Genomic DNA, 12822 nt, shown 5'->3' on the forward strand with positions numbered 1-12822 from the left:
TGCGAGTCTGGCATACACAAATGTTATGAACGCACTTATCATTGAGAATGAATGAACCTTTTTTAACACCAAATAATGCCTGATAAACTGAGGTACTTGAGATTTGGATGGGCATAAAAAAAGCAGCCAAAGCTGCTTTTTTTAAATGGATGTCGGAAATGATCTAACGATAACGCCCGCGCCTAGCACTCGTCGCTTTTCCCGCCATTGCTACCAGGGTGTGGTTGGTGTGAGCATGACAGATAGCAACCGCCAAGGCATCGGCGGCGTCGGCTTGTGGTGTTGAAGGCAATTTCAGCATGTGCACAACCATGTGCTGAACTTGCTTCTTATCAGCACCACCATTGCCGACAACTGATTGTTTGATGAGACGCGCCGCATACTCGCTAACAGGCAAGCTGGCGTTAACCGCGGCAACCATGGCAGCACCACGCGCTTGACCTAGCTTTAGAGCGGAATCCGCGTTGCGAGCCATAAACACCTGCTCAATCGCGAAGGTGTCTGGCTGAAATTGGGTGATAACTTCACTCACACCCGCATAGATTTGACCAAGTCGCCCTGCCAAATCTTCAGAATCTGTACGAATACAACCACTGCCAAGGTATTCAAGGTGTCTACCTTGATGGCGGATCACGCCGTAGCCTGTGATCCGCGAGCCCGGGTCAATCCCGAGAATAATTGCCACGAATACTTATTCCAATGTTGCTGCGACTTCGTCAGAAATATCACCGTTGTGGTAAACCTCTTGCACGTCATCTAAATCTTCAAGGGCATCAATCAAACGAAGCAGCTTAGGTGCTGTGGTTTCGTCTAAATCTGCTTTAGTGGAAGGAACAAGCGTCACTTCAGCGTTCTGAGCTTCAAAGCCTGCAGCATCCAACGCATCTTTCACCGCACCAAATTCAGCTGGCGTGGTGTAAACGTCCATAGAGCCATCTTCGTGTGTTTCAACGTCGTCAGCACCGCCTTCTAGCGCAGCTTCCATCACTTCATCTTCATCCAAGCCCGGCGCGTAAGAAATCACCCCTTTCTTGTCGAACAAGTAGTTCACACTGCCGTCAGTACCGAGGTTTCCGCCTGACTTAGAGAACGCATGACGAACACCAGATACCGTGCGGTTACGGTTGTCTGTCATGCATTCAACCATCACTGCCGTGCCTGCAGGACCGTAGCCTTCATAGATGACAGTTTCCATGCCTTCGTCGCCTTCACCACCAGCGCCACGGGTTACAGCGCGGTTAACGGTGTCACGCGTCATGTTATTCGACAGCGCTTTATCGATGGCTGCACGTAGGCGCGGATTGTTCTCAGGCTCTGCGCCACCTTCTTTGGCAGCTACGGTGATTTCACGGATGAGTTTGGTGAAGATTTTGCCGCGCTTGGCATCTTGCGCAGCTTTGCGGTGTTTGATGTTGGCGAATTTACTGTGACCTGCCATTTCTCACTCCTTTTGTCAGCAGCCGACACGCCGCTGAAGTTGTTACGTTAGTTCTTGGATTTATAGCAAAACAGAACGCAAATGTCTGAGACAGCACCCATTATAGAAACAAATAAGGCCAGATAATCTGGCCTTATTGTTAGAAGAGGTGTTCGACTTATGCGTCGTTTTCTTCGTTCTTCTTCGCTGCCGCGGTAACCGCAATCGCTAGTTCTTCAAGTGCTGCTGGGTTAGCAAGGCTTGGCGCATCCGTTAGCAAACACGCTGCTGCGGTAGTTTTCGGGAACGCGATAACATCACGGATGTTGTCAGTACCACACAGCAGCATAACAAGACGGTCAAGACCGAATGCTAGACCCGCGTGCGGCGGCGTGCCGTACTTCAATGCTTCTAGTAGGAAGCCAAATTTTTCTTTCTGTTCGCCAGATTCAATACCCAGAATGTCAAACACAACAGTTTGCATGTCAGAGTTGTGAATACGCACAGAACCACCGCCCACTTCGTAGCCGTTTAGTACCATGTCATAAGCGTTAGAAATTGCAGACGCAGGATTTGCTTTTAGCTCTTCTGCCGTCATACCCAAAGGAGACGTGAATGGGTGGTGCATCGCGTGCAGGTTACCTTCTTCGTCTTCTTCGAACATTGGGAAATCAACAACCCAAAGTGGCGCCCACTTAGATTTGTCAGTCAGACCCAAGTCAGTACCTAGCTTCAGACGCAGTGCGCCCATCGCTTCAGTAACCACTTTCTTGCTGTCAGCGCCGAACAGGATGATGTCGCCAGTTTCAGCGCCAGTGCGCTCAAGAATACCGTTAACAACGTCTTCGTTCAGGAATTTAGCAACCGGTGATTGAACACCTTCCATGCCTGCTGCACGGTCGTTAACCTTCATCCATGCCAAACCTTTCGCGCCGTAGATGCCGACAAACTTGGTGTATTCATCGATTTGCTTACGAGATAGCTCAGCACCACCCGGAACACGAATAACAGCAACACGGCCTTTTTCGTCATTCGCTGGGCCAGAGAAGACTTTGAATTCAACGTCTTTTAGAAGGTCGGCAACATCAACCATTTCTAGCGGGTTACGCAGGTCTGGTTTATCTGAACCGAAACGGCGCGCAGCTTCTTCAAACGTCATGATTGGGAACTGGCCCAGATCCACGTTCAACAATTCTTGCCACATATCGCGAACCATGTTTTCAGTCACTTCACGCACTTGATCTGCGGTCATGAACGAAGTTTCGATATCGATTTGGGTAAATTCAGGCTGGCGGTCAGCACGCAAGTCTTCATCGCGGAAGCACTTAACGATTTGGTAGTAACGGTCAAAACCAGACATCATCAGAAGCTGTTTGAACAGCTGTGGTGATTGTGGCAATGCGTAGAAGCTGCCTTTATGAACACGGCTTGGTACCAAGTAGTCACGTGCGCCTTCTGGCGTTGCTTTTGTTAGTACTGGCGTTTCGATGTCTAGGAAGCCGTTATCATCAAGGAAACGACGAACAAAGCTTGATGCTTTTGCACGCAGCTTGATGCGATCGCTCATTTCCGGACGACGCAAGTCAAGGTAACGGTGCTTAAGACGTTGTTCTTCAGAGTTGTTTTGGTTGAAGTCCAATGGCAATGGCTCAGCGCGGTTGATAATTTCCAAACCAGTCGCTAGCAATTCTACTTCGCCTGTCGCCATGTCTTTGTTGATTTGGCTTTCAGGACGAGCGCGCACTTCACCCGTGAATTTGATACAGAATTCGTTACGCAGTTTGTTAGCGATCTCGAATACGTCTTTCATATCCGGATCAACCACCACCTGAACCACGCCTTCACGGTCACGCATATCAATGAAGATAAGACCGCCTAAATCACGACGGCGATTTACCCAGCCGCAAAGTTCTACAGTTTGCCCTACTAGGGCTTTGTTCAGGTGACCACAATATTGGGTGCGCATATGAATTTCCCGATCTGTTACTGACTGTCCTATTGCGCCGACAAGCGCAAAGCTACAAATATGGTTGTGCAGATTGTTCTGCAAACTTCCGCCTGAGTATTCACTCACGCCAAAGTAAAAATACCTCAAAATGACGCAGCATTATAAAGGAAAAAATTGCGTTGCGGGAAATCGTAGCGAGATGAAAGCCATAAAAAACCGCAATCGCGCAAAAAAACAGCAAGGATTGACGCTGACTGCGCAACACACCCACAATAGAGACTCGACGACATGAGGGATTATCCGTTGCAACCATCGATTCCAAAACTTGCACCGCTTTCGCAACTGGCCACTCCGCCACTTCGACTAGGTATGACGCAGTGGTCGCACAATGCATGGCAACGCAAATTTTACCCGTCTGGCACCAAAAGCGGAGAACGCTTGGCGCGTTATGCTGAAGTATTTAATACCGTAGAAGGCAACACCACATTTTACGCCAGCCCTTCACACGCGACCGTTGCTAATTGGAAAGCAGCCACCAGCGATGCATTCCGGTTTACCTTTAAATTCCCTCAGCCCATCACTCACCAAATGATGTTGCGACACTCAGATGCCATGGTGTCTGAATTTATCACCTTAATGCAGCCGCTACATGAACGTATTGGGTTATGGAAAATACAACTGCCGGCAGCCTTTGGCCCACAGTCTTTGCCAGACCTCAAACGTTTTCTCACCGCGATGCCAACGGCGTATAACGTGGGTGTTGAAGTGCGCCACCCTGCTTTTTTTGCCAAAGGTGACGACGAACGCGCGTTCAATAGCTTATTGATGGAATACAACGCCGACCGCATCATTATGGACAGTCGTCCTGTTTTTGCCGTGCCTGCAGACACTGACGCACTGCTCGATGCCCAGCAGAAAAAGCCCGCGGTTCCTGTGCACGCCATCTCAACAAGCAATACACCGATGGTGCGATTCATTGGCGACCCAACACTTGAGCGAAACGATGCATTCTTTGCGAATTGGCAGAAAAAGATCCCGCAGTGGATTGAGGAAGGGAAAACACCGTATTTGATGATTCACACAGCAAACAACGATCAAGCGCCAGAGTTAGCAGCACATTTTTATGATTTACTCACTCAGCAAATCGCGCTGCCGCCTCTGGCACCTTTGTTTCCGGAAGATATTTCTAGTCAAATAAGTTTGCTTTAGATCAGGTACGGAGTACTGGGTACTGGGTACTGGGTACTGGGTACTGGGTACTGGGTACTGGGTACTGGGTACTGGCAGATCGTGGAAAGCACAGATAGTGACGTCAATCTCAGCGAAGGCTTTTCCTAAGCCCTAGGACCTGCTCTTCCTAGGACCTTGCTTTCCAAACACCTAAAAATACCAACTTACCTCCGCTTCGACAAAGTCATCACGTTTTAGGGAGTAAATTGGATCGGTGGCCTTGTCCGAGTCGAACATCCAACCTGTCACCGTCCAGCTCCAATCATTCGAGAAACGACCGCTCGACTCTAAGCGCACTGTCATCGAATCTGTATCGTCTAAATCGACCGTACCCCCGACTAAGAACTCAGTGCCGTCGTGATCATTCAGTACCCAGCGAAGTCCTGCAAACAGGTCATTTTGGCCAGCAACGGGGGCATCTTCATCGCGACTGTCGTAAAGATATTCCATCAGAAAACCCAGATCGGTGATGCCTTCGTTCACACCTACATAGGTATATTCAAAACCTCCCGTAAACGCCGTATTTGATTCCAAGCTGTAACGACGAATGGCCTCAGCTTTCCAGAGCCAGTCACCGTAGATCGCTTGAACATCAAGGCCCACTTGCGTCATGAGCGCATAGTATGGCGATAAGGTGTTGAAGAAATATGGGTCTCGGTTAGTACCATGAAACACACTCAAACCTACGTCCCATTCATCAAACATGGTGCCATAACGCGCAGCAACATCAGGGTAAAACTCTTTATGACGAGATTCGTACTGTGCATCTGCATCGCCAGCACCAGGAACCGCTAAACGACCATCGTAACTTGCAAAGGTACGTTCGCGAAAATAGGGCAGCACGTATAAATCAAGCAAGCCAGATTCGAGTTCTAGCCCCAAGCTCATCATGGGTTGACCCAGTTTCACCTCGCCATCAATCGCTTCTACCGCATCAGTTTGATTGATCACATCAACAAGATGTTGTGACTCTGTCACGCCCCAAAAGACGATACCGAAGCCAAAGCGCAGTTCGTAGTTATCTTCGTAGTGCATCAACAACGCTTCACGCACATCGCCATGCGTGCGCTCGTCATCCATTGAGTCCCAACGGAAGAACGGCGAAAAAGTAAAGCTCGTGTTCCCTTCGTCACTTTCCCAATAAAGCTCAGGTTCAATGGCGATAGACGTTTGGCTTTTGTCCTGACCTTGAGCGCCAGCCTGTGAAAACTGACGCTGTTGAAAGGTCAGCTCACCTTCAAATTCAAATGCATAAGCGGGTGAGAGGAAAAGAGGCAGCGCTAACAGCGCCGCCAATGAAGTCCATGGTTTCATTCTCACTCCTAGCGCGCGCGCTTCAAGCTAGATTTAGAAAAGTCACCTTCATCCAAACCCGTGTTAAACGCTAGTTCTGTTGTGGTTAATTTGGTCGACTTACCCGTCTGGTGGTTCACCATCATCATCGTGTGCGCGCGCCAGTACTGATCCAGATACTGTTTGTAGTCACTGAACGTCAATGTTTTAAGCAAAGACTTACGGCGATCGTAGAACTCAGTTTTAAGCGGTCGGTAATGCTCTTGGTCAACCCACACTTTTTGGCTGGTATAACCTGAATACTTATCGGTTGGCGTTTGCACAATCACAAACGTATTTTGCCCATCAATTTCTTCTTCACCCACCAAGTCAAAGGTATATTTCTCGAGTTCAAACGAGCTCAAATCTTCGTACGCAAATTCGCTGCCCATGAATGGGCCTGACTTGTTGCGTGATGCAATACGTTTCACGCGCTTTAGCGCAGGAAGGTAAAGCCACTGATCGTCAGCGCCAGTAATATGCGAGTAGTTAAGAAAGACGGTACCACGGACATCACGAGGTTCATCAAAGATGGTTAAGCCTTTATCGCCATCGCTTTCAACTTCAAGTGTTTTGATACGCAGTTTGCGATCACTGGTATCACCGTTCGCGTTTTCAAGCAGCATGGTCATTTCAGCCACACTGTCACCCCAGCCTTGATCCCGCACTTTACGCTCTTTGGCGATTTCCAATCCCTTTACTTCATCGGCAACCACAGGCGCTGCTATCGCCATCATGCTAAACGCAATCACAACGGCTTTTGATAATGTTCTTATTGTTTTCATTCTTCTCTCCTTGAATTCGTTACTGCGTTGCTTCTTTGCTAAACGACTTAGATTTATCAGCCAAAGGCTCAGATTTACCGCCCAACGACTTGGATTCATTGGCATAGTTTTTCCTATCTGCTACTAGAAGCACGGCAGGTAGAAGAATAAAGTCCACGATGAGAGCAATGAATATAACGATGGCACTGAGCAGCCCCATGTCACTATTCAGACGGAAGCCGGATGTTGCTAACACGCTGAAACCAGCAACTAGCACCACGGTTGTAATCCATAGTGCGCGACCCACTGAATCAAACGCATAACGGATACCATCTTCAACATTGCGACCCTGCAAACGTGCATGGCGATATTTCGTCAGGAAATGCACCGTGTCATCCACCACCACACCCAAGGTCAAGGTGATAACAACTGAAAGCCCCAGGTTGATTTCACCTGACACAACAGCCCACAAACCAAAGCCCAAAATGGCTGGCACCAAATTTGGCACTAGACTAATCACACCAAGACGCCATGAACGTAATGCGAATACCAACAACCCAGAAATCAACACCAATGCAATCGGCAAGGTTTTCAACATACTGGCAATGTTGGTTTCACCAATGTGAGCGAACATCAGGTTCGGACCAGACGATGCCATCTCGTACTGAGGGGCATTAGCCTTAAACCATGTATCCATACGTTTTTCCAACGCAATCAAATCCACACTGCCTAGGTTGTCAGTGGTTAGTACTAATTTGACCGCAGACTTATCAATGTTCACTTCGTTGTTTAGATCTAATCCGTACGGCAACGACATTTCGTACAACAGCAAATATTGCGCAGCAAGTTCAGGATCTTGAGGCAAGGCGTAGAATGATTCATCATCACCATGCATGTTCATGTTCAAACGTTTGAAAGTGTCGGAGATTGACGCGACATGGTCAGTCTCTGGTTGAGTTCTTAACCACTCGGTGAAATCTTCGACTGCATTTAAAAACTCAGGATGCGTAATACCTTGTGGTTGACCCGATTTAATGGAAATACTGAGCGCGGTTGTCCCGCTAACCGTTTCTTCCATATAATCAGCCGCTTGACGGAAAACATTGCCAGAATCGAAGTATTCAACGGCATTGTCATTGGCATGGTTTTGCATCAGCAACACCGCACTCAATGCCACGACAATGACACTGACTGGCAGAATCTTCCTATGATTTGCAATCACGGTATCCGCTACCCATCCCATCGCTTTGTTACTGTTTTTCCGGGCAGGCTTCACCTTAAACGGCATCAATTGAAGCAATGCTGGTAATAGCGTGACAGACAAGACAAACGCGATCATCACGCCCAATGCAGCGAGATTCCCCATGTCTCTCAATACCGGAGAGTCCGATGCATTCATCATTAAGAAGCCAATCGACGTTGTAACTGACGTGATCAATAGCGCGAGGAAATTAAGCTTAAGCGCATAATTAATGGCCTCATTTTTGTCTTTGCCTTCACGAAGAGCATGCACATAGGACGTGATCAGGTGGACACAATCCGCCACGGCGAGAGTCATCACCAACGTCGGAACTGTCACTGTACCGTTATTCAGGTAGTGTCCTACCCAACCCAGCATCCCCATGGTGGCTGCAATGGTCAGCACAATCACGATCAGCGTCGCCAAGACAAACTTCCAAGATCGCAACATAATGCCGAGGAACACCAGTACAACAAGAAACATCATTGGTACCAGCGTTTGGCTGTCTGCTTGCGCAGCGTCAGCAAAAGCTTTATTCATGGCGATAATGCCCGCCAGATGGAAATCTACGTCAGGATAGGTTTCGTGCGCTTTAGCCAGAACATCTTTTGTAAAATTGACCACCTCCTGCACTTGCGCCGTTTGGTCACCATCCGGCAATTGAAAAGTGATATTCACAATGGCGGCTTGCGCGGTTTGACCGACGATAGCGTTAACTAAACGAGGTTCATTGAGGGCGACATCACGAATATAGTCGATTCGTGCATCGTCAAGTTCGTAATAATCTGGCGCGAGGTCTTCAACAAGCAAGTCATCCTCTTCCGCAGAGGTATGTTGATAATTCGTAATGGAGTCCACGCGACTCGCGTATGGTGTTAGCCAAGCTTCATCGGTGAGTTGTTGAATCAAGGAAAGGTTGTCTTTGGTAAACACGTCTTTGTTATGTGGCGCAACCACAATGGCAAGCGTGTCCGTTTTGTTAAATGTCGCTTCGAGTTCTTTGAACGATTGAAGCTGCGGGTTCCCTTTATCAAAGAAGATTTGGTAATCACCTCGAAAATACAAGTTTTGACTACCCATCGCCGCAACAACGGCAAACAAAACACTAAAGATCAAAAATAGCCAAGGACGTGCCGCAGGCATTCGATATAGTTCAGTTTTCATCACACACTCCATTTGTGACGATTCGTCAAATTCTCTGCTTTAAAAAGCCAACTGATATGGCTTAGTACTTCCTAAACATAGGGTTATGTCACTCACCCTGTTCAAGCAAAACAAAATTACGCGTTCACATGGTTAGAAATTCAAATCATCGCCAGAAAAAAACTGACGTTCCGTCAATTAATGACGAAACGTCAATGTAGTACAAAAAAGTAACAAATTAAAGCTTATTTTGACGAATCGTCACAAATAAGTCAGTTGTCGCAATTATGATTGATTTTCTAGAAGGGCAACTTCTTCGCCAAACAGGTCTTTTTCGGCTCGCTCCCATGTTTTTTGGTAGTCAAAATCACAAGACAAAGGCATCCAGCGCATCCCATCAAGGAGGAAGTTGAGGTTCTGAAGCACGATATTGGTATCATGTTGACGAGATACACAGCTACTTTGCGTCGCATTATTTACCAATGAACTGGTACCAAATGCCATCGCCCAATTTGCAAACACAATGCTATCGCTCGTGATGCCAGGTGCGAGGATGATATCTCCAGAACTCTGGCCAAGCTCGATGAACTTATCACCAAATGACACCACAAGGTCTTCCAAAGTGTTCAGTTTTTCAAGGCGTTCAGGGGCGCTTTTTTCAGTGACCGCAGGCGTACGACTAACCAATGCACACATCGCTAGGATGGGCGAGAGTTTCGAGAAAAGATGCATACCAGCATGCATGGCAATCAACTTTTCACGGCTTGAACCTTCAAAGTTGAGTGCGCTTGTGAATAGGGGAATTTTTTTACTCAGCGCTTGGATCGCAAGCGCAGCAAACAAATCTTCCTTGCTGTTGAAGTGATTGTAAATTGTACCTTTGGAATATGAGCTGGCTGCAGCAAGCTTATCCATATTGAGTTGTGCAAAACCTTCCCTTTCAACAATGCTACATGCTATTAGCAACAACTCATTCTCACGATCTCGCATTGCCAATTGTTTGCGGCTCAACGTCGCGTCATCACTGATTAAATTTGATACTGCTTGCTCTAACATTGTGAATATCCTTAGAAGATCCTTACTTTTATAGCACAAATAAGAAATAGATTGGCAGCTTGTCCTCACTTTTTGATGCGATCACATCTACCACTCTCGTACTCATTCCATTGAATATTCACGTAAATTGAAGTCACTCGCCTAGCGTTGCTCCGCTAGACAACGCCTTTGATTCAGCCAAGAACTCATGACTCATTATGCTTTTTTGTCGAAAATCAGGAACCACAAAAGAATGTTCAACCGGATGACTCAGTAATGTCATCAAGCCATCTGCCGTACTTTTAACAGATGGACTTATTACAATCACTGAGTATATTTTGATAGGTTATTGTGCTTTGGCCCAACGAACGATGTCATCTCGCGGCCAAATCATTAGATAGCTTTTAGGCGTGTACTTCCCTTCATCAAACAACCGTCGACGCTTTTTGTTCTGCAAAGCAACATGCCCTGCATCATCACATGATTCAAGCAGATAAAACGACGCGCCACCAGACTCTGGGAGCGTGCGTAAATAGGCCATTTTCGATGATGCTTGTATTACCGAAGGGTCCCAGAACCAGCTTTGTGCAAATATGCCTGAAACGTGTGGTTCTGACTCAAGCCGTTGTGCGATCTCCAGATAAAACGCCCGCCAGCCCGGTTCAAGGAAGTCTGGATTAGTTCTTCGGTCTTCCATATGAAGTTCATACATGTTTTGTCTGTTGTTCAGCTTTCTCAGCAACATATCCGCAGCACTAACAAACTGTGCAATGCCATTCGCGGTAAGAAATCGACGCGGTAATGGTCTGGGTTCATAATGGCAAATTGAACGGCTTGGCCACATATTCAACGCGCTAATGGCTATGTCTTTTCTGAACAGATCGCTGTGAACATCAGGCTCATAGCTGCCCGTCGCAATGTCATCTGCCAAATACTCAAACCACTCTTTGATAGAGTCAATCACCATTGTCGGCATCGTCACATCATGACTAGCTAGGCCGGTCTGATCGCTTGAATCCAATGAGCGAAGACTCCGCTGCATTAAAGCCACCAGCGCGAGTTGATGAATATCTGCCTCTACGTCTTTGCTATGAGTGTTCGATAGCTGCTCAAGCCAACGATTCATCTCATCAGGGAAGTGTGAATAGGCGCGGCCGGGCATTTCATCTTGTACAAAAGACAGATATCGTTCGCGAACCGTTGATAGCGTATCGACTTGCTTATTGAGCCTGCTTTCAATCATCTCGTGTAGATCATTCAGCTTGGTTTGCAACGTCATACACACTCTCCGCCAGTCACTGGTAGATTAACGCCATTGATGTATTCCGCCCCATCAGAAAGCAAAAAGACCACAGATGATGCTACCTCCGTTGAGGTTGCATTGCGCTTCATCGGGTGAGATGCCGCGTTCTGAATCACCATATTGTCGGGAATATCCTGCAAGAATGGCGTGTCGACCATCGAGGGGGATACCGCATTCACACGAATACCTTTGCTACCAAATTCGGCCGCTAACGAACGCATCAAGCCCAATTGTGCGTATTTGGCAATGTTGTAGTCAGCCATTGCAGCAGGTGGCAGACCCAAAGTAACACTGCTCAATATGAAGACCACTCGCCCTGCCCCACGTTGCGCCATCGAGGGTAAGAAAGCTTTCGCAATCATCATACTGCTCATCATTTGCACTTCGAGCTGCTCCATGACTTGATGGCGCGATACTTTTTTAAACCGCGTCAATTTCAGTCTCGGAGCTTGCGCAAAAACAAGATGATCAGGTTTTGAACATAGTGCCATTGCGTTTGAAATAAATGCCTCGCAACTGTCAGGGTCACTTAAATCAGCGCCAAGTACATGAAGCTCGTTTTGCATGCTTGATTGCATACTTTCAAGCGCAGCAAGATTATTACACCCATGCGCGATAATACGATTGCCTTCGCTATCGAGCATCGACATGACCGCTTTGCCAATGTCCGAGCTCGCTCCCACGATTAAACTGGTTTTACTCATGCCGATGACTCGCTTTCATCAATCCCTGAATGTATCCGCGCTTTCGATACCACTTGCCCGTGTTGATTTCGGATAACTGCTTTGATTTCGATACGTTTTAGAAGGGTGTGAACATCCACCACTTCTCCAACAACGGTGAGCACATCACCCACAAAAACGGGGCGACTGAAACGCGTTTGAATATCCTGCAACAATGCATTTTCACCCGGTAAATACACACCGACCAATGTGGAATATAACGATGCCGTCATCATGCCGTACACGACGACATCAGGATGCCCTCGCCGTTTTGCATGCTCCGCATTGGTATGAAGCGGGTTAATATCACCACTCACCAAAGTGAAAGCATTCAGCTTCTCCTCGGTAATATCAGTAGAGAATTGGTGTTTTAAGCCCACATCAATGTCATCAATACCGTATTGCTTCATTCATCTGATCCCGATCATGCTGCTTGAAGTTTTCGAGTGATTAAATCAACCGTATCGCCCACATTACCCGCCTGATTCAACTGTTCAATTTCCGACAAACTAAATTTAATCGCCAACTCTTTTTCAATAGCATCAATGATTTGTATCTGTGCCAGTGAATCCCAGTCTTCAGCATGGTCTGCCGTCGTATCTCGTGTCACCACTAAATCATCTTCATCCAGCACATCCGAAATGATCTCAGAAATCGCATTCAATATATCCATACAAGCTCCTTTATC

Annotated in this window: 12 protein-coding genes; 1 reads left to right on the forward strand and 11 read right to left on the reverse strand. The window is 47.2% G+C overall.

The genetic code is table 11. The annotated features are described in order from the left end of the window. Positions 1-163: 163 nt before the first annotated feature. From ruvC to aspS, 3 genes are all read right to left on the reverse strand, one after another. Positions 164-685 carry a crossover junction endodeoxyribonuclease RuvC gene (gene ruvC, locus LRP50_RS19720; protein WP_017008265.1) on the reverse strand — a complete coding sequence of 174 codons (522 nt, stop codon included), beginning with the start codon at positions 683-685 and terminating at the stop codon, positions 164-166. 6 nt (positions 686-691) lie between these two features. Continuing rightward, positions 692-1438 (reverse strand): YebC/PmpR family DNA-binding transcriptional regulator, encoded by a 747-nt coding sequence (locus tag LRP50_RS19725; RefSeq protein ID WP_274166163.1) that lies wholly within the window; start codon positions 1436-1438, stop codon positions 692-694. Between the two features lie 157 nt (positions 1439-1595). Beyond that, the gene (gene aspS, locus LRP50_RS19730; RefSeq protein WP_274166164.1) at positions 1596-3383 is read right to left on the reverse strand and encodes an aspartate--tRNA ligase; all 1788 of its coding nucleotides are present in this window, start codon (positions 3381-3383) and stop codon (positions 1596-1598) included. A gap of 270 nt (positions 3384-3653) precedes the next feature. Here aspS and LRP50_RS19735 point away from each other — a divergent pair, with 270 nt between their 5' ends. Beyond that, positions 3654-4574, forward strand: coding sequence for a DUF72 domain-containing protein (locus LRP50_RS19735; protein ID WP_274166165.1), 921 nt, complete (start codon positions 3654-3656; stop codon positions 4572-4574). A gap of 171 nt (positions 4575-4745) precedes the next feature. On the opposite strand, the gene LRP50_RS19740 is transcribed toward LRP50_RS19735, so the two are convergent. From LRP50_RS19740 to LRP50_RS19775, 8 genes are all read right to left on the reverse strand, one after another. After that, positions 4746-5909, reverse strand: coding sequence for a hypothetical protein (locus LRP50_RS19740; protein ID WP_274166166.1), 1164 nt, complete (start codon positions 5907-5909; stop codon positions 4746-4748). 8 nt (positions 5910-5917) lie between these two features. After that, positions 5918-6712 carry an outer membrane lipoprotein-sorting protein gene (locus tag LRP50_RS19745; protein ID WP_274166167.1) on the reverse strand — a complete coding sequence of 265 codons (795 nt, stop codon included), beginning with the start codon at positions 6710-6712 and terminating at the stop codon, positions 5918-5920. 19 nt (positions 6713-6731) lie between these two features. After that, complete coding sequence (locus LRP50_RS19750; RefSeq protein WP_274166168.1) at positions 6732-9095, reverse strand: efflux RND transporter permease subunit; 2364 nt, start codon at positions 9093-9095, stop codon at positions 6732-6734. A 264-nt stretch (positions 9096-9359) separates the two neighbouring features. Continuing rightward, positions 9360-10130: a TetR/AcrR family transcriptional regulator gene (locus LRP50_RS19755; RefSeq protein WP_274166169.1), complete on the reverse strand. Its 771-nt coding sequence runs from the start codon at positions 10128-10130 to the stop codon at positions 9360-9362. 325 nt (positions 10131-10455) lie between these two features. Beyond that, entirely contained in the window at positions 10456-11388 is a 933-nt protein-coding gene (locus tag LRP50_RS19760) for a hypothetical protein (RefSeq protein ID WP_274166170.1), read from the reverse strand. After that, positions 11385-12116, reverse strand: coding sequence for an SDR family NAD(P)-dependent oxidoreductase (locus tag LRP50_RS19765; protein ID WP_274166171.1), 732 nt, complete (start codon positions 12114-12116; stop codon positions 11385-11387). The genes LRP50_RS19760 and LRP50_RS19765 overlap by 4 nt, the downstream gene beginning before the upstream one ends. Next, positions 12113-12544, reverse strand: a complete 432-nt coding sequence (locus LRP50_RS19770; protein ID WP_274166172.1) for a MaoC family dehydratase — start codon at positions 12542-12544, stop codon at positions 12113-12115. Before LRP50_RS19770 ends, LRP50_RS19765 begins: the two co-directional genes overlap by 4 nt. A 14-nt stretch (positions 12545-12558) precedes the next feature. Continuing rightward, on the reverse strand, positions 12559-12807 hold the full coding sequence (locus tag LRP50_RS19775; RefSeq protein ID WP_274166173.1) for an acyl carrier protein: 249 nt from the start codon (positions 12805-12807) through the stop codon (positions 12559-12561). Positions 12808-12822 lie beyond the last annotated feature (15 nt).

Origin of the sequence: Enterovibrio gelatinilyticus (assembly GCF_028683095.1) — a bacterium.
Lineage (GTDB): Bacteria > Pseudomonadota > Gammaproteobacteria > Enterobacterales > Vibrionaceae > Enterovibrio > Enterovibrio gelatinilyticus.

Excerpts from the sequence above, each read along its gene's own strand:
- LRP50_RS19755 (WP_274166169.1), bottom strand. The coding sequence starts at position 10,130 with ATGTTAGAGCAAGCAGTATCAAATTTAATCAGTGATGACGCGACGTTG.
- LRP50_RS19770 (WP_274166172.1), bottom strand. The coding sequence starts at position 12,544 with ATGAAGCAATACGGTATTGATGACATTGATGTGGGCTTAAAACACCAA.
- LRP50_RS19735 (WP_274166165.1), top strand. The coding sequence starts at position 3,654 with ATGAGGGATTATCCGTTGCAACCATCGATTCCAAAACTTGCACCGCTT.
- LRP50_RS19750 (WP_274166168.1), bottom strand. The coding sequence starts at position 9,095 with ATGAAAACTGAACTATATCGAATGCCTGCGGCACGTCCTTGGCTATTT.
- aspS (WP_274166164.1), bottom strand. The coding sequence starts at position 3,383 with ATGCGCACCCAATATTGTGGTCACCTGAACAAAGCCCTAGTAGGGCAA.
- LRP50_RS19775 (WP_274166173.1), bottom strand. The coding sequence starts at position 12,807 with ATGGATATATTGAATGCGATTTCTGAGATCATTTCGGATGTGCTGGAT.
- LRP50_RS19745 (WP_274166167.1), bottom strand. The coding sequence starts at position 6,712 with ATGAAAACAATAAGAACATTATCAAAAGCCGTTGTGATTGCGTTTAGC.
- LRP50_RS19760 (WP_274166170.1), bottom strand. The coding sequence starts at position 11,388 with ATGACGTTGCAAACCAAGCTGAATGATCTACACGAGATGATTGAAAGC.
- LRP50_RS19725 (WP_274166163.1), bottom strand. The coding sequence starts at position 1,438 with ATGGCAGGTCACAGTAAATTCGCCAACATCAAACACCGCAAAGCTGCG.
- LRP50_RS19765 (WP_274166171.1), bottom strand. The coding sequence starts at position 12,116 with ATGAGTAAAACCAGTTTAATCGTGGGAGCGAGCTCGGACATTGGCAAA.
- LRP50_RS19740 (WP_274166166.1), bottom strand. The coding sequence starts at position 5,909 with ATGAAACCATGGACTTCATTGGCGGCGCTGTTAGCGCTGCCTCTTTTC.